18 protein-coding genes are annotated in these 22,565 nt (G+C 61.8%); 8 read left to right on the top strand and 10 right to left on the bottom strand.

The features are described 5' to 3' along the window. The first annotated feature begins 293 nt into the window (after positions 1-293). Both ACQ4V8_RS03625 and ACQ4V8_RS03620 read left to right on the top strand, forming a co-directional pair. Positions 294-1,877 carry an FHA domain-containing protein gene (locus ACQ4V8_RS03625; RefSeq protein WP_436570909.1) on the top strand — a complete coding sequence of 528 codons (1,584 nt, stop codon included), beginning with the start codon at positions 294-296 and terminating at the stop codon, positions 1,875-1,877. 325 nt (positions 1,878-2,202) lie between these two features. Then, positions 2,203-2,796, top strand: a complete 594-nt coding sequence (locus tag ACQ4V8_RS03620; protein WP_070346735.1) for a metal-dependent hydrolase — start codon at positions 2,203-2,205, stop codon at positions 2,794-2,796. Positions 2,797-2,850: 54 nt separating this feature from the next. Here the strand turns inward: ACQ4V8_RS03620 and ACQ4V8_RS03615 are convergent, their stop codons facing one another. The 4 genes from ACQ4V8_RS03615 to ACQ4V8_RS03600 all read right to left on the bottom strand — a co-directional run bounded on the left by ACQ4V8_RS03615 (position 2,851) and on the right by ACQ4V8_RS03600 (position 9,015). Further along, a complete protein-coding gene (locus tag ACQ4V8_RS03615; protein ID WP_436570908.1) occupies positions 2,851-3,738 on the bottom strand; it encodes a pirin family protein in 888 nt (295 codons plus the stop codon). Continuing rightward, entirely contained in the window at positions 3,735-4,133 is a 399-nt protein-coding gene (locus ACQ4V8_RS03610) for an OsmC family protein (protein WP_010399178.1), read from the bottom strand. Before ACQ4V8_RS03610 ends, ACQ4V8_RS03615 begins: the two co-directional genes overlap by 4 nt. A gap of 204 nt (positions 4,134-4,337) precedes the next feature. Further along, positions 4,338-6,668 carry an SUMF1/EgtB/PvdO family nonheme iron enzyme gene (locus ACQ4V8_RS03605; RefSeq protein WP_436570907.1) on the bottom strand — a complete coding sequence of 777 codons (2,331 nt, stop codon included), beginning with the start codon at positions 6,666-6,668 and terminating at the stop codon, positions 4,338-4,340. Between the two features lie 19 nt (positions 6,669-6,687). Then, positions 6,688-9,015 (bottom strand): hypothetical protein, encoded by a 2,328-nt coding sequence (locus tag ACQ4V8_RS03600; RefSeq protein ID WP_436570906.1) that lies wholly within the window; start codon positions 9,013-9,015, stop codon positions 6,688-6,690. A 389-nt stretch (positions 9,016-9,404) separates the two neighbouring features. Between ACQ4V8_RS03600 and ACQ4V8_RS03595 the strand changes: the two genes are divergently transcribed. The 3 genes from ACQ4V8_RS03595 to ACQ4V8_RS03585 all read left to right on the top strand — a co-directional run bounded on the left by ACQ4V8_RS03595 (position 9,405) and on the right by ACQ4V8_RS03585 (position 11,337). Then, positions 9,405-9,662 carry a hypothetical protein gene (locus ACQ4V8_RS03595; RefSeq protein ID WP_280720990.1) on the top strand — a complete coding sequence of 86 codons (258 nt, stop codon included), beginning with the start codon at positions 9,405-9,407 and terminating at the stop codon, positions 9,660-9,662. Between the two features lie 146 nt (positions 9,663-9,808). Further along, the gene (locus ACQ4V8_RS03590) at positions 9,809-10,153 is read left to right on the top strand and encodes a YXWGXW repeat-containing protein (RefSeq protein WP_010399182.1); all 345 of its coding nucleotides are present in this window, start codon (positions 9,809-9,811) and stop codon (positions 10,151-10,153) included. 155 nt (positions 10,154-10,308) lie between these two features. Continuing rightward, complete coding sequence (locus tag ACQ4V8_RS03585; RefSeq protein ID WP_010399183.1) at positions 10,309-11,337, top strand: transporter; 1,029 nt, start codon at positions 10,309-10,311, stop codon at positions 11,335-11,337. A gap of 54 nt (positions 11,338-11,391) precedes the next feature. Here the strand turns inward: ACQ4V8_RS03585 and rnk are convergent, their stop codons facing one another. Then, on the bottom strand, positions 11,392-11,799 hold the full coding sequence (gene rnk, locus ACQ4V8_RS03580) for a nucleoside diphosphate kinase regulator (RefSeq protein WP_029496493.1): 408 nt from the start codon (positions 11,797-11,799) through the stop codon (positions 11,392-11,394). Positions 11,800-12,376: 577 nt separating this feature from the next. On the opposite strand from rnk, the gene ACQ4V8_RS03575 reads away from it, so the two are divergent. Next, the gene (locus ACQ4V8_RS03575; RefSeq protein ID WP_010399192.1) at positions 12,377-14,269 is read left to right on the top strand and encodes a putative bifunctional diguanylate cyclase/phosphodiesterase; all 1,893 of its coding nucleotides are present in this window, start codon (positions 12,377-12,379) and stop codon (positions 14,267-14,269) included. A gap of 77 nt (positions 14,270-14,346) precedes the next feature. Here the strand turns inward: ACQ4V8_RS03575 and ACQ4V8_RS03570 are convergent, their stop codons facing one another. Then, a complete protein-coding gene (locus ACQ4V8_RS03570) occupies positions 14,347-16,035 on the bottom strand; it encodes a peptide chain release factor 3 (RefSeq protein ID WP_010399194.1) in 1,689 nt (562 codons plus the stop codon). A gap of 186 nt (positions 16,036-16,221) precedes the next feature. Here ACQ4V8_RS03570 and ACQ4V8_RS03565 point away from each other — a divergent pair, with 186 nt between their 5' ends. Next, positions 16,222-18,288, top strand: a complete 2,067-nt coding sequence (locus ACQ4V8_RS03565; protein ID WP_010399196.1) for a methyl-accepting chemotaxis protein — start codon at positions 16,222-16,224, stop codon at positions 18,286-18,288. A gap of 209 nt (positions 18,289-18,497) precedes the next feature. Then, positions 18,498-19,307 (top strand): Crp/Fnr family transcriptional regulator, encoded by an 810-nt coding sequence (locus ACQ4V8_RS03560; RefSeq protein WP_010399198.1) that lies wholly within the window; start codon positions 18,498-18,500, stop codon positions 19,305-19,307. Positions 19,308-19,405: 98 nt separating this feature from the next. Here the strand turns inward: ACQ4V8_RS03560 and ACQ4V8_RS03555 are convergent, their stop codons facing one another. The 4 genes from ACQ4V8_RS03555 to ACQ4V8_RS03540 form a co-directional block, all read right to left on the bottom strand. Next, a complete protein-coding gene (locus ACQ4V8_RS03555; protein WP_436570905.1) occupies positions 19,406-20,821 on the bottom strand; it encodes a sensor histidine kinase in 1,416 nt (471 codons plus the stop codon). 145 nt (positions 20,822-20,966) lie between these two features. Beyond that, the gene (locus ACQ4V8_RS03550; RefSeq protein WP_010399201.1) at positions 20,967-21,599 is read right to left on the bottom strand and encodes a response regulator; all 633 of its coding nucleotides are present in this window, start codon (positions 21,597-21,599) and stop codon (positions 20,967-20,969) included. A 201-nt stretch (positions 21,600-21,800) separates the two neighbouring features. Further along, the gene (locus ACQ4V8_RS03545; protein ID WP_436570904.1) at positions 21,801-22,205 is read right to left on the bottom strand and encodes a MerR family transcriptional regulator; all 405 of its coding nucleotides are present in this window, start codon (positions 22,203-22,205) and stop codon (positions 21,801-21,803) included. 10 nt (positions 22,206-22,215) lie between these two features. Then, positions 22,216-22,563, bottom strand: a complete 348-nt coding sequence (locus ACQ4V8_RS03540; protein WP_010399205.1) for an integration host factor subunit alpha — start codon at positions 22,561-22,563, stop codon at positions 22,216-22,218. Between the last annotated feature and the right edge of the window lie 2 nt (positions 22,564-22,565).

The raw sequence follows: 22,565 nt of genomic DNA, 5'->3' as shown, positions 1-22,565 counted from the left end.
CTACCAAACGCCATCAGGTTCGGATGGCGGGCACTGAAATGGGCAGCCGTCGCAGGCGCGTGGTGACGGGAAAAAATGCATGACATGTTAAAATAGCATGTCAATAAATGCATGAAATATTCTTTTATGCAATAGTTTCCGCAACATGTGTTGTGAGGTGTCAGCAAAGACATCAATTTGGCTAAAAAGAGCGTGTTCCGCGCTGCGAAAGTTGCCAAGCCGGAGCAAAAGCGCGTAAGCTCTTGGCTAACACTGAGGGCAATATGTCCCCGCTCGATTCGAGTCAAAATGTCATGAAAAAATGCAGCAACCCGGAGCACCCGCACTGTACGTTCTGGGTCTTGCCTGGGGATACAGTATGCGCGGGCAACCACCCGCAAGCAACGACTACTCCCAGCAGCTATGACCTGTTGTCCGCACTGCGCAACGCCCGTTCCGAACCATCGGCAACGGCGTTAGCGCACGCCCGGGCACATGACGCTGCCTTGCAAGGCGTGAAGTGCGTCGTGTCGCCCCCGGCCGCGCCGCCGACGCTCAGGCCCGCTCCCGCTCCTGCCCCCGCCGCCGCAGCGGCGCTCCCGGCCTACCAGCCAGCGCAAGCCCATCTGCACATCAGCGGCTTTGATCCCCGCGCGGCAGGCGGACGGCAAACGCTGAAAATGGCATTGCGCGGCATGAGCACGGCCTGCGCACCACAACTGACGCTGCGCCTGCGCTCGGAGCTGATCCCGCGCGGCCATGTACAGCATGATTTCGTGCGCACCACGCGCGGCGACTGGCGCCCCGTGTTTGTCGAGTTCTCCTCGCGCAACAAGGAACATGGGCAATACCAGATCGAAGTCGAAGTGCATAGCCACGTCGATGGCGCGGTGGCGCAGAAATGGGTCTGCACCTTCGTCATCCTGGTGCCGCGCCGCGACGCCACCCTGACGGAAATTCATCAAATCTTCCTCAGCACGCACAAGAACGTGCGCGTGATGGCCGACGACGCCTCGATCGCCCGCGTGACCGGTGGCGACGGCTGCAACCTCGACGTGACGGCGCGCAATGCCGGCATCGCCCACGTCGACTTGTCGGCGCCGCAAGGCAAGATCGACATGGGTTTTACCACCATTGCCTGGGACGAGGAATTGATCGAAGTCGACTTGCCCGCCGCCAGCCACTGCCATCCTCACCCGAGCCAGGCCGCCTGTCTCGTCAATGCGGCGCCGGAAGCGGGCGAACAACGCCAAATCCGCCTGTTCGCACTGGAAGAATGCCTGTTGGGCCGCTTCGAGCTGGTGGACCCGGAAGCGGACGTACTGCTCAGCCATTTCGGTCCCGACGGCCAGGACAACAATGGCCTGACGCGCCGCCTGTCGGGCCGCCATGCCATCATCCGGCGCAGCGGGCAAGGCTTTGAAATCGAGGACGTGTCGCGCTATGGCATGCTGCTCGACGGCGTGTGGCCGGGCAAGCACAAGCCCGTCGCCCTGCGCCTGGGCATGCGCATCGAATTGTCCGCCAGCATCAAGGGCATCGTCGTGCTCTGCGTGACGGCCATCCTTGCGCACGGCGTGATCCTGCACCGCATTGACCACGGCGCGCGCGCCGAATGTTTTTACCTGCTGCTGCCGGAAGCCCAGCCCTCGCCGGCCACCCACCTGGCCACGCCGCAAGCGAGCTGCCTGCCCTTACTATTCCACCGCAATGGCGGTTTCTGGCACCGCGATAGCGCCACTGGCAAGGACACAGCACTGGCACCGGCCACCGCTCTGGATAAACTCAGCGGCTTCGCGCGGCACAAGCGCTTCGCCAGCGAACCGTATCCGGAATGCTGGATCATCCGCACCGAAGGCGCGGCGCTGTGCGATAGCAACAGCGCACTGACCGCATAGCCCCCCCTCCATACGCCAGCGCCTGAAAAAACGTCTGACGGCTATCTGCCATAGGCACACGCTTTTCAAGGCAATAGCTGCGCCCATCAACCGACTGCTTCCAGTATCGCGCGCTCTGCGCCACTACCTTATCAGGAACACAATGCACTTGCGCGGCCAGCATGGCGTGACGGACTGCCTGGCAAGACCCTCCGACACATAATTTAACAAATTATCGCCATATATTCTGCAAATACTCCCCATTCACGCCCGTGGATACTGTATATTCATCCAGTTAATATCCCTCGCATTTCACAAAGCGTCCGCGTGACGTTTAACATTTCCTATGGCTTCCAACAAAGCGCATCATGCGACCGGTTGGGCGGCCGGCGTGATCGCCGCAGCCCTCGTCGCACACGCTGACGCCGGTGGCCCCTATCAAGTGCTGAGCATGCTCGCCTTTGTCATGGGAGCACTCGGCGGCACGGCGCCGGACTGGCTGGAAGTAGCCTGGTGGGCACGCACGCACCGGCTATGGATCACGCACCGCACCTGGACCCACTGGGGCCTGGCCTGGATCGCCCTGCTCGTCTACACCTACCTGCAATTGCCGCATCACTTCTGGGCACCGCCCCTGTTTGGCTTTGCCGCCGGCGGCATCATGCATCTGCTGGCCGACTGGCCCAATCCGCTGGGCGTGCCTTGGATTTTCCGCCGCCACTCGCTGCGCTGGTGGAAAAGCGGTCGCCACGACCTCATCGTCATCATGGCCGCCTGGCTGGCCGCCAGCGTCGTGGCCGATCACGTATTTTTTGAGGGCATCCACCTGCGGCGCACCCTGCTGGCGCTCAGCAGCCTGCTGCACTGGTCCGCCGGCGCACTCCAAGCGGCCTGGGAGGATCTGCAACAGTGGCAGCAGCGCTGGCGCCTGGGCGACTGACGCCCGTTGACGCCAGCCGGTGGCAGTGATCAAGCCAGACGCCCCTGCAGGGGGCTAGCTTGCAGGACGCAACGGCGCCTTCGGCAACGCAATGAACTCCGTCTCGCCCGGCACTCGCCCCATGCGCTGGGCGCTCCAGTCATCGGCCGCCTGCGCCAAGCGCTCCTTGCTCGATGAGACGAAGTTCCAGAACAGGAAGCGGTGGCTATCGAGCGGCTCGCCGCCGATGACAACAAACTGCACTGGGCCGCTGCCTGCCACCACCACCGGTGCGGCGCCTCCCTCAAGCAAGGCCATGCTGTGCGGCAGCAACGCCACGCCATCGATCAATATCTGTCCGCTGATCGGGTAGATCGCCGCTTCCGCCGGCAAGCCCTCCAGCAGCAGCGCCTTGCCCGCCTGCAGCGCCACGTCCAGGTACAAGGTCTGCATGTAAGTGCGCACGGGCGAGCTCTGACCAAAGGCCGTGCCAATCAACACTTTCACGATAGCGCCATCGAGCGGCACGACGGGAATGTCGGCCTGCGGCGTGTGCGTGAAACTCGGCTCATCCTCTTCATGCGCCTTTGGCAGCGCGGCCCACAGCTGCAAGCCATGCGTGCGATGCGGCTGGCCAGCAAGGTCGTGCGGCGTGCGCTCGGAATGCACGATGCCGCTCCCGGCCGTCATCAAGTTGATGGCGCCCGGTTCGATGCGCTGGTAGGAACCGATGCTGTCGCGGTGGTCGATCGCGCCCTCGAACAAATAGGTGACGGTGGCCAAGCCAATATGCGGATGCGGGCGCACGTCGTGGTTGGCGTCGGGCGCGACGTCGATGGGACCGAAATGGTCAAAGAAAATGAAGGGTCCGACGGCCTGCTTGACAGCCGAGGGCAGCAGACGGCGCACGACGAAGCCGCCGCCGAGATCCTTTTCATGGCTCTTCAGGATGGCCACGCTCATGCCAGCACCGTCGTCACTTCGGTGGTAACGGCCGTCATCAGCTTGTGCAGCGGGCATTTGCCGGCTGCGGCCAGCAATTCCTGGCGCTGCGCGTCGCTCAAGTCACCGCTCAGATGCACGGTGGCGGCCAGGCGATACACGCCCTTGCGCTCTTCGCTGGCATCGCGCTCGGTCGACACTTCCACGTGTTCCAGGGGAATACCCTTGTGTTTGGCGTACCAGACGACGGTGAGCGCCTTGCAGGCCGACAGGGCCGCGTCATACAGGTCGTGCGGCGACGGACCGGCATCGCCGCCGCCCTCTGCCACCGAGACGTCGGCGGAAATGATATGGTCGCGCACGTGCACGATGTGGCGCATGGCTTGCGACTGGTCGCGGATGGCGGTGATGGTCATGGCGTTCCTCGCGGCGTTTGGAAAGCCACAATGTACACCGTTTGCCCGCTTGGCGCAGTCGACTCGGGGCCCGCAGGGGCAGACAGACGGACAGCATGGACAGCGGGCGGTGTTTGAACACGCGCACTCGAGCATCGTCAAGATGCATGCAGCATGCAGCATGCAGCAGTATCACTTCCTTGCCAACATGATGGCATGCCTCCCCTAATCGAGCGTGCGCGCCACGCGAAAGCCCACGATGTCGTTCGACAGCACGGTGGAAAAACCGTTGCGCAGGGCCGAGCGCAGATAGCGCGGATGGTACAGCCAGGAACCGCCGCGCAGGACGCGCCGGCTGCTGTCGCTACCGCTTTCCCATGCGCTGCCATCAGCGGGCGCGCCGGCGTAATTATCATGCACCACGTCCTGCACCCATTCCCACACATTGCCATGCATGTCGAACAAGCCCCATGAATTGGGCGCGAAGGTGCCCAGCGCGCTGGTGCCGCCCCGGTACACGCCGCGCGGGCCGCCGTTATAGACATACAGGCCGTCGTAGTTGGCTTGCTCGGTGCTGATCGTGTCGCCCACGTTGAAGGCCGTGCGCGTGCCGGCGCGGCAAGCGTATTCCCACTCAGCTTCGCTGGGCAGGCGGTAATGCCGCCCGGTGCGCGCGCTCAGCCAGGCCAGGTATAGCTGCGCGTCATTCCAGCTTACGCCGACCACCGGATGCTGGTCGTTCTGCACGAAACCGGGATTGTCCCAGTCCGTTTCCGAACCACCCACCCATTGCGTCGCCTGCACAAAGGTGCGCCATTCGCCCACACTGACAGGGTGGCGCGCCAGCGCAAACGGTCGTTCGATGCCAACCCAGTGCTGCGGTGTCTCGCGCCCCAGCCAAGCCTGTTGCGAGCCGGCCTCGATGGCGACCTTGTGCTCCATCTCGTGCGCGCCCATCTGAAAGCGACCGCTGGGAATGAGCACCAATTCCGGCCCCTGCCCCGCGCCATCGAGGAAAGCATCGCGCAAGATGCCTTCGGCATTGGCCACCGGCCCCACGTGCTGCGCTTCTGCTGCCGGCGCCGGTGCCGGCACCGGCGCCGGTGCCGGCACCGGCGCCGGGGCAGTCGCGGCAACGGCGCGGCTGGCCTCTTGCCTGCGCGCGCGTTCCTGCTCGGCGCGATACGCCGCCTCCGCCTTGGCGACGATAGCCTTGCGCTGCAATTGCTGATGCTGCTGCAAGGCGCTGGCGGCATCGGCTTCGCGGCGCGCGCGCAACTGGCCGCGCAGCGCTTCCTTGCGCAGCTTGCGCGCCTCTTCCGCTTCGACATGGCGCTGCGCTTCCTGCTCGCGGCGCAGTTTATCCTGCCGCTGCTTTTCCAGCGCGGCGGCCTCGATTTCCGCCTTGCGCCGCAGGTCCAGTTCTTCCTGGCGCGCACGTGCTTCCCTCAGCGCCGCTTCGCGGGCCTGCTCGGCCGCCACTGCCGCTTCCTTTTGCTGCTGCGCAGCGCGCGCCTGCTGCTGGCGCGCCTGCTCGGCCAGCTCCTCGGGCGATGGTCCGACGGCACGCTCCAGTGCTTCCAGCAAGGCTTGCACCGATTGTGGACGCAATGGCGCTGTCATGGAAAAGCCGTTCTGCAGCACTTGCCACTGTTGCGCGTTGAGCGCTTGCGGCTTCGAGGGAAGATGGCTGGCGCCACGCGCATCGTCGAAGGGCATGCGCCCTTCGAGCATCTGGTAAATCATCACCGCCACTGCATACACGTCCTGGCGCGGACTGGGCTGGCGCTGGTGTGCGCCCGCCTCCGGTGCCCGATACCCGTGCGTGCCCGCATTCGGCGTTTCCAGCCCCAGGCTGCTGCCCGCATTGCGCACGCGTGTAGCGATGCCGTAATCGAGCAGCTTGATGTCGCCTTTCGCGGTCAGGAAGACATTGCCTGGCTTGATGTCGCGGTGCACCAGCTTGTGCTTTTCCCACGCATACGACAGGGCATCGGCCACCGGCTGCAGCAATTGCTGCACCGTCGACAACGACAGCGCACCCTGGCGCCCCAGATAGTGCTCGAGGTCTTCGCCATCGAGGCACTCCATGATGATGAAATAACTGGCCGTGGCAGGGTCCTGCGCCCATTCGTAGACGCGCACGATGTTTTCATGCGCAAGCTTCCTCGCCTGCGTGGCTTCCTCGATCAGCAGCTTGGCGTGCGTGGCGCTCTGCGTCAGTTGCGGCGGCAAAATCTTCAGCGCCACCATTTCGCTGCTGCCCAGCTCCGCGTGGGTGGCCAGGTCAGTGGCTTGCCAGACTTGCCCCATGCCGCCCGTGCCAAGCAGGCGTTCAAGCCGGTAGCGGCGGTTTTGCGGGCCGATTTCCTGGCCTGCCATGAAGCCCAGTTCCGTGCCCTGGCGCACGGGCAGCGGTACGGGCATGGCGCCCGGCGGCGCGTACTCGGCATCGAGGATGGCGTTCTTGCGGCGTTCAAATTCTTGCTCGCTGAGCAGCCCATCGTCATGCAGGGCGCGCAGTTCGCGCAGTTTATCTCGTGCTTTTTGCATCATCAGGGGTGATACGCTTCCATCAAGGCTGCAGGGCAACGCCGCAGGCGGCGCAAAATTGATCTTCAGGATGGCCCACGCGCTGCGCATGCCCGTTCTTGCAGCGCAGCGGTGCCGCGCTGGCGGCGCCTGGCTGCAGCGCCTGCGCCACGGCCACGCCCAGCTGCACCTGCGCCGACAGGCCATGCGCATGCGCCGCATTGTGCAGCGTGATCAGGTCGAGCTGCTGGCGCCGTTCACGCTCAAACTGGCCGTCCAGGTAGCTGCGCTCCTGCGCCACGCTATCGTGCGCCATGCGTATCGCATCCTGCGGCGCGATACTGTTCTCGGCTGCCGCCAGCGCCGCCAGCGCGTGGATCTGTTCGGCGCTCATGCCCGCCTGCAGCTGCGCCTTCAACACTTGCGCCAGCGCGGCCGCATTTTGCCCGGCGGCCATGGCTACCTTGCCAGTGTCGCTCAAAGAACCGATCTTCTCAATGCGCTCGATGTCGATGCGCGCCAGTTCGGCCGCATGCGCCTGCTGCGCCAGCAGGGCGTCGTATTCCCCCTTCCAGCGCGCGTAATCGCTTTCGCGCTGCTGCGCCATGGCCTGCAAGTCGCGCTGCCATTGCGCTTCCTGTTCCAGCTGGCGCAGCTGCTGGCGCTGCTCCTCGATGGCCAATGCGTCGCGCTGCGCCAGCTGCGACTGCTGCTGCAGTTGGCGCGCATGCACGCCATCAGCCTCGATGGTGCGCAGCAGTTTTTCCTGCTGCGCGATGGCATCCTCGCGCGCGCCGCCACGCCGAAGCGCCGCCACTTTTTCCGCAATTTCTGCCGCCTGCACTTGGGCCGCTTCATCCTTGTGGGCCTCGGCGCGCAGCAGTTCGCGCTGGCGCGCCAGCTGCATCTGGTCTTCCCACTCCTGCACCCGCTCGGCCTCGCGCTTGCGCGCGGCATTGACCAGCATCAGCCCCTGCCAGGCGGCTTGGTGCTGCTCCGCCTCCAGTTGCGCCTCGCGCTGGGCCGCATCCGCTTGCGCCCGGCGCAGGCGCGCCAGTTGGGTGCGGCGGCCCGTCTCGTCATCGATCAACAGCGCGCTTTCGATCTGCTGCGCGATCGACTGCAAGTGCACTTGATGGGTAAAGCGCTGCTGCGCCAACTGGAGCTGTTCGCGCCCATGCAACTGCGACAGTTCCAGCTCGCTGCGCATCTTGATGGCGGCCAGCGCGCGCACGTGTTCCCAGTTGGCTGCTTCATCGGCGCGCTGCGCGCCCTTTTGTGCCAGCTCCTGTTCCAGTTCGCCCAGCGCCAGCGCGGCGCCATGTTCAAGCGCCTGGCGCCGCGACTTCGCTTCGAGGATGCGGCCATACAGGTCGATCTGGCGCCCGCGCAGCGCTTGCAGGCGCTCCGCTTCCTGGTGCCCCAGCTCCGCCTTTTCCAGCGTCGCATCCTGTTGCAGTTCGGCGCGCCGGTGCGCATGGCGCGCCGCCAGTTCTTCACGGCCGATGCGCTGCCTTTCTTCTGCGTCATACAGCTGGTCGAGCTGCTGCATGCGTTCCAGGCTGTGCTGTTCCAATTGCTGCGACGCCAAGCCGCCCAGCCACAGCGTGCCGATGCAGGCACCAGTGTCGCCCTTGCCCTCGCTCTCGCGCTTGTCGTGGCGCAGGCTGAGGGTCTCCACGTGCGCCACGGCCAGGCCGCTAGGCGCCAGGCGCTGGGTCAGGGACGATTGCAGGCGTTCGTTCAATTCGGGCCGCAAATCGGCATTCGCGTCCATCTCGCGCAGCACCCGGCTGCCGATGAATTCGAGCACAATCTGGCGCACCGATGGCAGCAGCAAGGCGTGCAGATGCGCGCGCGTGACGGCGCCTGGCGCACGCATGAACTGGCGCGCGAACGCATCGGACTGGCCCAGCCCGATATCGACGCGCAGGGACGCGGTGACGTTCAGCAACTCCGCGCTGGCCAGGCCAGGCAAGTCGAATTCCAGGCTCACAGCATCGGCGCGCGCGATCAGCACTTCGGCCGGACGCGCCGGCAACAGCGCCGGCAGTCGGGCAAAGAAGGCGGCGCTGTCATAGCTGCCAACCGGTACCAGGGTGAAAGCGTCCGACTGCACGATCCAGGCGCGCGACTCGGCGGGCACCTGCAAGCGGCGCGCTGCATTGCCGAACAGCGAGGACAACTCGCGCACGCCAAAAAATAGAGCCAGTTGCCCATCAGCAAGATGCCATTGATTGGCATGCAGCACCGCATCGCTGTCGGGAGCGCCCAGTGACAAGCCGCATTGCGCGCAATAGCAGGCGGCCGCGCCGTTCTTATGCTCGCAGCGCGGACAGCGGGCGCCGCCAAAACCAAACAATTGGAACATGTGTGACTCCTGATGAAAATGATTGCGCGCGCAAGTGTGCGCAACACGGCTGCCATGCCGATTCTAGCAGGCCAGCTGGCGCTGCACCTTGCGCGCGCCAAGCGTGCAATCCATGCGGCAATATGTGATGCAAGACATGACGCACAGCAAGCGCACAACACTGCATAGTGTCAAATAATGCCATAGGGCAATTGCATTCATATGCCAGGATACAGGGCTAATTAGGCCTCAATTCAAGCGCTCGCCCACCAGTCCCGGGACGGCATTTCAGCGCCGTTTTTCTGCAAGCCATGCCGCCAAAACTACGCCTGGTCGCATGCGCATGGCGCACCGGCGCACGCTACGCTACAGTGCAGACATCGCCAACCGCCCACCCGACAGGACCGATCATGAACACGCCAAAAAACACCTTGAAAAACATGGAAGCCATCTTCACCATCGCCGTTGCCATCGCCTGCGGTGCCAGCTATGCCAGCTACGCCAGTTTCACCCAGCCAACAGCTGCCGTCACGAGCGCTGCGGTACAAACCGGCGCCATTCCCGTGGTGGTGGTCAGCGCCAAGCGCATGACGGAACAAGAAAAGAAAATCTCGCTGATCGAAGAACGGCAAGCCTTGCTGGCCAATGCCAGCGCCAGCGCCTTGTGAGCCGTCCATGCTGACGCCAGGGCGCCATTGCTCTCGGCCACGCAGACACAGTATTGTGTCAGTTGTAAGAAGTTGCATCAAAGGCGATCAGCGCGCCGACAAGTGGCTATAGTCCATTTCACGCAATTACCGAAATGGAGCACCGCATGACACCCATCGCACTCTACGCAGCAGCCATGCTTGCCGTCAGCACCGCGGCCTTCTTGCCCGCGCAGGCGACAGCACAGAATCAGCTCGGCGTGAGCATTGTCGTTGGCAACGCCCCGCCTCCGCCACGGTTTGAAAGCGCGCCCGCGCCGCGCGCCGGCTATGTCTGGGCGCCAGGCTACTGGAACTGGGACGGGCAGCGCCATGTCTGGAGCGGCGGCAAATGGCTGCGCGAACGCGGCGGCCAGCAGTATCGCCACGCCGCCTGGAGACAAGAGAACAATCACTGGCGCCTGGAGCGTGGTGACTGGGTCGCCGCGCAAGTGCAGCCCCGCCGTGAGTAACACCTGAGTAAAACTACTGCGCGGCAGTCGCTCGCTACGGTGCTGTCGGGCGTCGCACGATAGCAGGAACGACAAACCGGCCTTGTCATTGTCCCGACACATCTCTGTATTAGAATCGCGCGACGATCAATCATACTGCGCGAGAAAGATTCACGATGGCAAAGGAAACTGCCGGTTTCACCTACGGTTCGGACACCTCGGGCCTGGTTTGGGGCTTCCTGTTTGACCGCGAAGCGCAGCCGCTGGCGCTGGACTCGGCCGCCGCAGGCGCTTGGCTGGCCGATGGCGCGGCCAGGCCGGTGCAGCAATTTGTCTGGCTGCACTTCAATTTGTCGCATGCAGCCAGCGAAAAATGGCTGATGACGCATACGCAGCTGGCCGACGAATTCTATGAAACCCTGCACCAGGGTTCGCGCTCGACGCGCATCGAACAGGCGGAAAACACCCTGATCGCGGTGGTCAACGATGTGGTACACAATTTTTCATTCGAAGCGTCCGACATTTCCACCATGTGGGCCAGCGTGGAGCAAAACCTCGTCATCACGGCGCGCCGCGCGCCGCTGCAGTCGATAGAACGCCTGCGCCAGGCGGTCATCAAGAACCACGAGCCTATCCGTTCGTCGGTGGAACTGATGATCCATCTGCTGCGCGACCAGGCCGACGTATTGGTCAACATCGTGCGCGATGCCGTGGCGCGGGTCGACGATATTGAAGACCACTTGCTGGCCGGACGCCTGGTGCCCAAGCGCGAAGACCTGGGCGCCATGCGGCGCGTGCTGGTGCGCCTGCAGCGCCTGCTGGCGCCGGAACCGGCGGCCCTGTTCCGTCTGCTGCAACGCCCGCCCGCGTGGGTTTCCGAGCTGGACAGCCTGGAACTGCGCCAGTCAACGGAGGAATTTTCCGTCGTACTCAGCGATATGTCATCCTTGCAGGAGCGCATCAAGCTGCTGCAAGAAGAGATTGCCGCAAGCGTCAACGAGGAAAACAGCCGCAGCCTGTTCGTGCTGACCATCGTCACTGTGCTGGCCTTGCCGATCAATATCATCGCCGGCATGCTGGGCATGAATGTGGGGGGAATTCCGCTGGCGCAACACCCGCAGGGTTTCTGGATTATCGTGGCCATCATCCTCACGTTTACCGTCGTGGCGGGATGGCTGGTGGTGCGCGTGCAACGCAACAATTAATGCTTAAAAACTCGGCCAGACGGGCGAACGGCAGGCGCCGTCCGCCATCGCTGCTTAGCGGTGATACTCACCGGCACGTTCAGGCTGATACACGATTTCCTCGATCTTCACCTTCACCACGCCGCCGGGCATGGGCCAGGCGATGCTGTCGCCTATGGACAAGCCCAGCAGTGCGCTGCCGACCGGTGCCAGTACGGAAATGCGGTCGGCCTGGCCTTCCACATCCTTCGGATATACGAGCGTCAGGCAGAACTCATCCTTGTTTTCTACCGTGAAGCGCACGGTAGAATTCATCGTCACCACGGTGGGCGGTATTTCTTGCGGCTCGAGCACCTCGGCACGGCCCAGCTCATCGAGCAAGGCGACCTTGTCCGGCGACAAATTATTTCCCAAGGCATACAACAACGCTTCGAGTCGTTCCAGGTCTTGTGACGACAAAATAATTTTTGGTTTTATTTCCAAGATATCCTCACTATTCATCATTAGGGCGACGTCCGGTTTTGCTGGCGGCAGCGTGCTTGGCTGCGCCAGACAAAACAAACAGCATTAGAACGTCCATCATCAGCAGATTATGGACGAACTCTCGGAGCAAGGCCATAGCGTTCTCGCATTACTCATTAAAATTTATTAAAATCAATGACTTGCAATGACGAATGCAAACAAAGAATGCATCCATGCCAGGACGGCTGAAACCCATCCAATTACTCTTCATTGCACTTTTTTCCGGCAGCATATTTTCAGGAGAAAATACGCCATCAAAAAAAAGGCTGCCAATCAAGCTTGCATAATTATTAGAAAAATACGCGCCGCTTATTGCGCCTCACTTATCGCCTTGCAAGCGACAAGCGGCCTGTACCATGGCCAATAAATTGCCGCGCGCCCTGTACTTTCGCACTACAAAATGACAAAATGTCGGTCTTAACAACACGTTGAGAGTTCCGGCTCACTTCGGTTTTCATCAGACTGGAACGTAAAGTATGGCAGGGCAAGGCGGAATCACATGGGCCGGCGGCAAGCGAGCCCGGCAGGAGAGTGCGTCATGATGACGCCATTGATGCTGCCCTCGGTGCCCTTGCCCGGTGACCGGATAGCCAGGCTGAACCTGGTCGCCGCAGCCGGCATGCTGGCCATGGCCAGCCTGCTGCTGATCTTCTTTCAGTTATTTTCCCTCCAGACCTCTTTGCAGCGCAACCTGCTCATCCAGGCCGAGATGCTGGCGCCAGCGGCTACCCGGGCCATGCGCCAGGACGATCGTCTTGCGGCGCAACTGCTGCTCGCCCCCCTCGCCGCCGCCCCCCATATCGAACAAGCGCTGCTCTATAGTCCGTATGGCACGCCATTTGCCCGCTATGCACGCAGCGCCAGCGATGCCGCGCCCACAGCGCCGCGCAGCGGCCTGCAGATCGACTACCTGAACGGCAGCGCGGCCCAGCTCCTGGTCTTGCCCGGCGGCGGCGCACTATATCTGCGCGCCAGCCTGACGCCGCTGTTCGGCAGCCTGGCGCAATTTTCCGCCTTCACCCTGCTCGTTTGCCTGTGTGCATTCGGCCTGACGCTGCTGATGGTGCGCCGCACACGCACCGCCGCCCAGCAAGCAGAAACCCATTTGCACTACCTGGCCCACGTCGACCCTGTCACGCAACTGCCGAACCGCCATGAATTCAACAGCGCCCTTGCCTACGCGCTGACGCGCGCTGACCGCCAGGACAGCAGCGTGGGACTGCTGCTGCTAGACCTCGACAACTTCAAGGTGGTCAACGATACGCTGGGCCACCACTGTGGCGACCAACTGCTGAAACTCGTTGCCGAGCGCCTGGTGTCGATCCTGCGCAGCGCCGACATCATCTGCCGCATAGGCGGCGACGAATTCGTCGTCATCGTCGAACCGGCAGACGACGCCTCGGAATTGGCCAGCGTGGCGCGCAAGGTCCTGGCCGTGCTGGCTGCGCCGTTTGCGCTCGAAGGCCACCAGCTGTATGTCAGCGCCAGCATCGGCGTGAGTCTGTATCCATTCGATGCGCAGGACGTCACCACCCTGACGCGCAATGCCGACACGGCCATGTACCATGCCAAGCACCAAGGCAAGAACCGCTACGCCGTGTTCCAGTCAGAAATGGAATTGCGCGCCCAACGCCGCCTGCGCATCGAGGCGAACCTGCGCCGCGCGCTGCAAAACGAGGAACTGTATCTGCACTACCAGCCGCAAATCGACTTGCGCAGCGGACGTATTGTCGGCGTGGAAGCGCTGATACGCTGGCATTGCCGCGAAATGGGGCAGCTCAGCCCCAGCGAATTCATTCCCGTGGCAGAGGAAAGCGGCATCATCGTCGAACTCGGACGCTGGGTGCTGCAAAGCGCCTGCCGCCAGGCGGCTCTCTGGTGCAAGGCCGGCCTGCTCGATTCGCTCGAACACGTGGCCGTCAACCTGTCGGCCTGCCAGGCGCGCGACCCGGGATTGATGGATGATATCCGCGCCATCCTGCACGAAACGCAGCTGCCGCATGGCTTGCTGGAGCTGGAAATTACGGAAGGGGTATTGATGGACAATATCCACGCCAACGTGGAATTGATGCGGCGCCTGCAGGAAACTGGCATCCATCTGTCGGTCGACGATTTCGGCACCGGCTATTCCTCGATGTCCTACCTGAAGCGCCTGCCCATCGATCAATTGAAAATCGACCGCAGCTTCGTGCACGACTTGCCAGGAGAAGGTGAAGCTATCGTCACGGCCATCATCGCCATGGCGCACAGCCTGCATCTGAAAGTGGTGGCCGAAGGCGTGGAAACGCTGCAGCAAGTGGAGTTTTTAAGAAAGGCTGGCTGCGACAACGTGCAGGGCTACTTCTTTGCACGCCCGATGACGGCGGCGCAGTTGACGGCATTGCTGCTGGAGCGGCGCGATTGGAGCACGCGCACGATCGTGCCGGCGTAGGGCCTGAACCCAAGTGCAAGGACTGGGGTCGTACCCTCAGGGTACGACCCCGGCTGTCGATGGGTCTGACCCGGTACTTAAGCCAGCTTGGCCGAATGCTCGCGCGTCGCGTGGAACGTCAGCTTCGGCCAACGCTCTTGCGTCAAACGCAAGTTCACGCCCGACGTGGCCAGGTAAGCCATGTTGCCAGCCGCATCATAGGCCACGTTGTGACCCAAGGCATCCTCGAAATCCTGCAAGACGCGCTTATCGTCGCAGCTGACCCAGCGCGCGCTGCTGATGCTGGTGCCCTCGAACACGGCATCGACGCCATATTCGTTCAGCAAACGACTGGCCACGACTTCAAACTGCAGCACGCCGACGGCGCCCAGTACCAGTTCGCCGCCCTGCACCGGCTTGAAGACCTGTACTGCACCCTCTTCGCCCAACTGCTGCAAGCCCTTGTGCAACTGCTTGATTTTCAGGGGATTACGGATGCGCACGGAGCGGAAGAAATCTGGCGCAAAGTAGGGGATGCCGGTGAAGGTCAGCATCTCGCCTTCGGAAAAACTGTCGCCGATCTGCATGTTGCCGTGGTTTGGCAAGCCGATGATATCGCCCGCATACGCCTCTTCCACCTGTTCGCGCGAGGATGCCATGAAGGTCACCACGTTCGACACCTTGATCTCGCGCCCCAGGCGCAAGTGCTTGACCTTCATGCCGCGCTCGAAACGTCCCGAGCACACACGCAAGAAGGCGATGCGGTCGCGGTGCGCCGGGTCCATATTGGCCTGGATCTTGAAGACGAAACCGGTAAACGGCTGTTCGGACGGCGCTATCGAGCGCACGGTCGCATCGCGCTCGCGCGGCGCCGGTGCCCAGTCGACCAGCGCGGATAGAATCTCGCGCACGCCGAAGTTGTTGATGGCCGAACCGAAGAACACGGGGGTCTGCACGCCGGAGAGAAATTGCTCCAGGTTGAACGGGTTCGAGGCGCCGTGCACCAGCTCCACTTCCATGCGCAACTGGTCCATCTCCAGCGGGAACATCTCTTGCAGGCGCGGATTGTCGATGCCTTTGATGATCTCGAAGGCGCCGTCAGCTTTTTCTTCGCCGGCCTTGAACAGCATGATCTCGTCGTTCAGCAGGTGATACACGCCGCGGAAGTTCTTGCCCATGCCGATGGGCCAGGTGACGGGCGCGCACTGAATCTTCAGCACCGATTCGAGTTCGTCGAGCAGGTCCAGCGGATCGCGCGTCTCGCGGTCCATCTTGTTCATGAACGTGACGATGGGCGTATTGCGCATGCGGCACACGGCCAGCAGCTTGATCGTCTGCGCTTCCACGCCCTTGGCCGCATCGATCACCATCAGCGCCGAGTCGACGGCCGTCAGCACGCGGTAGGTGTCTTCCGAGAAGTCCTGGTGGCCCGGGGTGTCGAGCAGGTTGACGACGTGGTCGCGAAATTCGAACTGCATCACCGAAGAAGCGACGGAAATGCCGCGCTGCTTCTCGATCTCCATCCAGTCCGACGTCGCATGGCGGCCCGATTTACGCGCCTTGACAGTACCGGCCATCTGGATCGCGCCCGAGAACAGCAGCAGTTTTTCCGTCAGGGTAGTCTTACCCGCATCCGGGTGGGAAATGATGCCGAAGGTGCGGCGGCGCTGCACTTCGCGCGCGATCATGGCAGGAGCTTTGCTGCTGACTGACGCCGCAGCGTTGCCCGCATTATCGCTGGAATCGGGGGTAGTAATGTCGTTCTCGTTGGCCATATTGGTGACCATAATATGGCCCTCGCAAAAAACCCTCGATTTTACAGAAGGATCGCCCTTCCGTGTGAACTGCTTCACTCTGGCGCACGGCAAAATTAATGACACGCCCAGGCCACAGGGTCGTGCATTTCATCAAGGGGTCACAATCTACAGGCAACATTGCACTGCACCAATGCTGTCACCCATCCTGGAAAATCGATGAAAATCCTCCTCACGCCCGCCATCCGACTCATGCAGCGCCTGCGCTTGCTACCCAAATTCATGCTTGTCTGCCTGGTCTTCCTGCTGCCGCTGGCACTCGCGACGACCCTGCTGATCTCGGAGCTAGGCAAGTCGCTGGCCCAGGCGCAGGATGCGCAACGGGGCGTGGCCTATGTGCGCCAACTGCAGGACGTTACACGCTTGCTGCAGCAGCGGCGCGGGCTCGAACACTTGCGCCTGAGCGGCAAGGCGAGCATGAACAATACGGCATTGAATGCGCGCATCACGACGACGCTGGTCGACTTGGGACGCTTGCCCGCAGGCGCAGGCCTGCCCCAGGCGGCCGAGCTGACACAGCAGTGGCAAGCCCTGCTGGGCCGCCAGGCGGGCCTGGCGGCACGCGACAGCTACGCGGCGCACACGGCGCTGCTGCGCCAGGCGGCCAAACTGGGCCAGTTGGTGGCCGACCGCTCGCACCTGAGCCTGGACCCGGATGCGGGTGCCAACCACCTGAGCGCCGTCTTCACGGCCACCCTGCCCGACTTGGCCGAGAGCCTGTCCGACATCGCCGGGCGCGGCGCCGCCTACATCGACACGGGCCTGTTCGAAGCAAACGAAGACCAACTCGTCAACGCCAACGCCCTGATCGCGCGCCACGAACTGGAGCGCCTGCCAGCGCGCTTCGACGAAATCATCGCCGCCGAGCCAGCCTTGCAGGCCAGCTTGCAAGGCGCACTGAAAGCCGTGCCGGTGGCGCTGGCCTTCCTCGAACGCAACAAGAATGAAGTGATGAATTCCTACAACCAGAGCTCGGGCGCGCAATTCCACGCGGCCGGCATGCAAGCCATCGACGCCTTGCAGACGCTCTCCGGCACCGCCGCCACCGGCCTGGACAGCCTGCTGGCGCAGCGCATTGCCCGCGATGAGGCGCGCCGAGGCCTGATCCTGGCCGCCATGCTGCTGGTGCTGCTGGCCGCCGCTTACCTGTGCGCTGGCTTTTATGCTGCCTTCGCGCGCGACGTAGCACAATTGCGCCTGGCCGTCGGCGCGGCGGCGGCGGGCGACCTGTCGCAACGCATCACCTCGCAGGCGCAGGACGAAATCGGCGACTTGGTACGCGACTTTGGCGCCATGACGCACGGCCTGGCCACCCTGGTGCAGGAAATCCGCGGCGGCGCGGCCATCATCGCCGCCGCTGGCGCCGATATCGCCCAGGGCAACGCCGCCCTATCCGGCCATACGGCCACGCAAGCCGATGCGCTGGGCGCCACCGTGGACTCGATGCGCGAACTGACGGCCACCGTCGGGCGCAACGAAGCGCACGTAGGACAGGGACGCACACTGGTGGCGACGGCTGCCGAGGTGGCCCTGCGCGGCGGCAAAACGGTGGGCGCCGTGGTCGAGACGATGGCCTCGATCAAGGCAAGTTCGCACAAGATCGTCGATATCATTGGCGTCATCAACGGCATCGCCTTCCAGACCAATATCCTGGCCCTGAACGCAGCCGTGGAAGCGGCACGCGCTGGCGAACAAGGACGCGGCTTTGCCGTCGTCGCCTCTGAGGTGCGCAGCCTGGCGCAGCGCTCAAACGAGGCGGCGCTGGAAATCAAGCGCCTGATCGGCGATTCCGTGGCCACCGTCGATGCGGGCGGTGATCTCGTCAATGCCGCCGGCAGCACCATGCGGCAAGTCGTCGATGCCGTACAACAAGTAGCGCTGGTGATCGGGCGCATCAGCAGCGCCGGCGCCGAGCAGAATAGCGAAATCGCCCGCATCAACCAGGCGCTGGCGCAAATCGATGACATGACACGCCAGAACGCCGGCCTGGTCGACGAGGCGCGCACTGGTTCCCAGCGCCTGCACCAGGAAGGCGAGGCGCTGACGCAGGCCGTCAGCCGTTTCCGCTTGAGCGAACACAATGTGCCTGACGCGCGCCAGGCAAGCCTGCGCGGCGGCTTGCCCAGCGTACGCCCGGCCGGCCTGCGCAGCGCCAACAAGCCTCGCGTGTTATCACAAAATCGTACAGGACGGCGCGAGGATCAACAGTCAAACGTGCGCACGTAGGACAAGGACTACATTTTTACCTCAAATGAGACTACAAAGTGGCGACTGCTAATCTTATGTTCGCCACTTACATAAGCTTTTAAAGTAGCTACATCGCGATCTGCAGCGCGCGCTCGATAAAATCGCCGTCACCACATGGGTACGGCAGCTTTTTTTTGATCAGCAACGCGGCAGTCGCACTCCGATGTAAAAAGCCTGTGAGGAATACTATGAGCCATACTCAACTTATCGCCCCGATCCAAAAGAACCAGTTGCTGCCGCGCAGCATGCCGGCGGCCGGACGGGAAATCAAGCTTGCGTCGCGGGTTAGCCTCAGCAGTGCTCAACAGAATGAGTTACTGGCCGCCCTGCCGCGCGCCGCGCTCGAATCGCTGTTCGAAGGCCTGGAACTGGTGGAACTGCCTTTCGGCAAGGAACTGTACGCCTACGGTCATCATCTCGAGTACAGCTATTTCCCCACCACCGCCATCATTTCGCTGCTGTATGTGATGGAAGACGGCGCCACGACGGAAATCGCCGTCGTCGGTCATGAAGGCGTGGCTGGTGCCTCGCTGCTGGCCGGCGAGCGCGCCATGTGCACGGCCGTCGTGCAAAGTGCCGGCTACGGTTACCGCCTCAAAACGCAAAGCTTGCGCGACGCCTTCAATCAAGGCGGCGCCCTGCCGCAGTTGCTAATGCGCTATACCAACGCCCTGTTTGCGCAAATGGCGCAAAATGCGGTCGGCGGGCGCCATAGCTCGATCGAGCAAAAACTCTGCCGCTGGCTGCTTGACCGCCTGGATCGCTCGCCATCGAACGAATTGAAAGTGACGCAAGAACTCATTTCCATCATGCTGGGCGTGCGCCGCGAAAGCATCACGGCCGCTGCCGGCAAGCTGCAAGAAGAAGGCTTGATCCACTATCGCCGCGGCAATATCACGGTGCTGGACCGCGCTGGCCTCGAATGCTATGCGGGCGAGTGCTACAAGGTCGCCAAGACGGAATACGACCGCTTGCTGCGCGACGTTTCGCGCTGCTAATGCGCGGCTGATCTGAATAGGCAGACTAGATAGAAAAATGGCCGGGCTATATGCCCGGCCATTTTTACGTTCATTACGTTCATTACGTCCATGTAGCGTCAGGCGCCGCCATCTTCGTCGATTTCTTCCGGTTCCGCCGTCAGCGGCAGCGGTATCAACGCTTCCACACACGTGCCCTTGCCGTCCGGCCCCTGGCGCACGGTGAGGGTGCCACCGAGCAGCAAGGCCCGCTCGCGCATGCCCAGCAAGCCGTGCGACATCGGTTTTTGCAGGGCATCTTCGCTGATGCCGATGCCGTCATCGATTACGCGCAGCACCAGGCCGTGTTCATTGCGTTTCAAGCTCACTGTGACCATGCCGGCACGCGCATATTTGAGGATATTGGTCAACGATTCCTGCACGATGCGAAACAGCGCGATCGTCAGCGTGGCTTCGCGATTGTCGATATTGATGGCCACGTCCGTTTCGCAACGCACAGAACTCATGCGCATGAAATCCTCGCAGTAGCTTTCGATGGCGGCGCATAGGCCCAGGTTGTCGAGCAGGCTGGGACGCAAATCTTCGACAATGCGCCGCTTCAGTTCCACCGTTTCGAGCAGGGTCGCCTTGGCGCGGCGCAGTTGCGCGGCCAATTCCGGCTGCGTGTGCGCCAGTTGCTGCGTGACGGCGCCCAGGTCCATGCTGATCGAGGTCAAATTGGCCCCCAATTCATCGTGCAACTCACGCGCCAGGCGCGCCTTTTCCACCTCATTGACGCTGATCAAATGGCGCGACAGCACGGATAACTGCTGCGTACGTTTGCTGACCGTCGACTCCAGGGTGTCATTGGCATTTTGCAAGGCATACTCGACGGCGGCGCGGTTCTGGAAGCTGCGCCGCACCAGCTGATAAAACATGATCAGCACGAGGATGGCCAGTGCATTGATACCGATACCAAGCAGCACGGCTTTCTGATACTCATGGTAAAAAGCGGCGCTGCCGGACGCCAGCGCTTCATTCTGTTCGCGCGTCATGATCACTACCTGCAGGCGGATTTCATCCATCGTGGCGCGGTCATCGGTCACGCGCGAGATATTGACGATTTCGGCCAGCCCACCCTGCTTGTAGACCTCGACTGACTCTTGCAGCATTAACATCTTACGACGGATCAAGCTTTTCAATTGGCCCAAGTTTTTCAGCTGCGTAGGACTGCCAGCAAGCAAAGTTTGCAGCTCATTAAATTCGTTTTCTATTTCGGTGATCGCGGTCTTCGACGGCCCCAGATACGTTTCGGAGCCAGAAATGAAATAGCCGCGCAAGCTGCTTTCCGCATCGAGCACGAGCACGTTCAGATACTGCAGGCGGTCTGCCACGCGAGCGCTCTGGCTCAGCAAGGCATTCGTGCCCTTCAGCGATTGCAGATTATGGAAGAGACTAAAACCATTGAGTACAAGCAAGAAGGCACAAGCCACGCACAGGATGGTCTTGTAGAGGGGCAGGCGGTGATGTGGGGCCGGTTCAACGGTAAAATACATCCTGATGGGCATCCTTAGCAAGGTTCGACACGGGAGAAAACACCGAAGCCGACCGATTATAATCCTCGCCACAGACTGCTGCACTGCACAAGTCGTACCCGGCTAGCTCGCTGAGCGATCATGCTGCCATGATCACACTGCCGGACTAGTCAAGCAAATTGTTTTTCATTGCGTAATAGGTCAAATCGCTGTTCGATTGCAAGCCCATTTTTTCCATGATGCGCGTACGGTAAGTACTCACCGTCTTGATGCTCAGTGACAAAGCGACACCGATATCGGACACGGTGGCGCCGCGCGCCAGGCGCAGGAAGACCTGGAATTCACGGTCCGACAGTTCTGTATGCAGGGCGGCATTCGTATCGCGGTCAAACGACTGCGCCAGCAACTCGCCCACCGTGGAACTGACGTAGCGCCGTCCCTGGAACACGGTACGCACGGCCGTCATCAGCTCATCGGCTTCGCATTCCTTGTTCAGATAGCCATTGGCGCCCATCTTGAACAGGTTCAAGGCGTATTGTTGCGCCGGATAGCCGCTGAGGATCAGCACCGGCAATTCAGGCTGGCCCTGGCGGATGGTGCGCAAGGTATCGATGCCGCTTTGATCGGGCATGGCTATATCGAGCAGCAATACATCGCAAATTTCGCGGCGGGCGATATCGAGCGCTTCCCGCCCGGTACCGGCTTCCGCCACCACACTGAAATCGTCAGACGACGAAAAAATCTGTTTGAATCCAGCTCGTACTATTTGGTGATCATCACAAATGGCAACGCGTATCATTGTTTCCCCTTAAATTTTCCTGGCATGGGAAAGACTACCGGAACCTGGATGCTGCTCCGGCTTAGCGTCACTAACAAAAACGCAACATTCGCATTATATTCAAAATATGGCGCACCCCAGGATACCGGGAGCAACCGGGCAGCTAGCCCATGCAATACAGTCAGCCGGTATCGGACAACTCCACCTATATTGGTACAAATCTTATTTTAGCAAGTTTAAAATCGCCATTAATTCATTGCGTATCCACGCGCGGTCCAGTGGTTCTTCCTGCGATACAACAGCCATGGCCAGCGGCAAAGGCAGCTCATTGACGATGCCATGCGATGCCCCACGGCTATCGAGTTTGTTGCGCGCGCCACTGATCGTAAAGCCTTGCTCATACAACAATTCGCGGATACGGCGTATCAGCAGCACCTCATGGTGCTGATAATAACGACGATTGCCACGTCGTTTGACCGGTTTTAGCTGAGAAAACTCCTGCTCCCAGTAGCGTAGTACATGCGGTTTGACGCCGCACAACTCGCTCACCTCACCGATCGTGAAATAACGTTTCGCCGGAATGGGCGGCAAGGCGATCAACTCGGTTTTACTGATGCGCTCGTTCATCGCCACTCACTCAGGCAGCACGCGCCAGCGGACTGGTCTCTTCGACCATGCTTTTCAGCTTCTGGCTCGCATGAAAGGTCACGACACGGCGTGCCGTGATGGGAATCTCTTCGCCCGTCTTCGGATTGCGGCCCGGCCGCTGCGGCTTGTCGCGCAACTGGAAATTGCCGAAACCGGACAGCTTGACGGCCTCGCCACGCTCGAGCGCATTGCGGATTTCATCGAAAAAGGTCTCGACCATATCTTTCGCTTCGCGCTTGTTCAGGCCCACTTGCTCGAACAACAGTTCAGCCAGTTCCGCCTTGGTCAAGGTGGGTAAATCTTTTTCCGCTTCCTGGCGCACTTTGGCAACCAGCATGG

Source organism: Janthinobacterium paucivorans (assembly GCF_051380805.1).
GTDB classification, from domain to species: Bacteria; Pseudomonadota; Gammaproteobacteria; order Burkholderiales; family Burkholderiaceae_D; genus Janthinobacterium; species Janthinobacterium lividum_D.
Note: the sequence above shows the minus strand (reverse complement) of the source record. Positions and strands in the feature narration are given on the sequence as shown.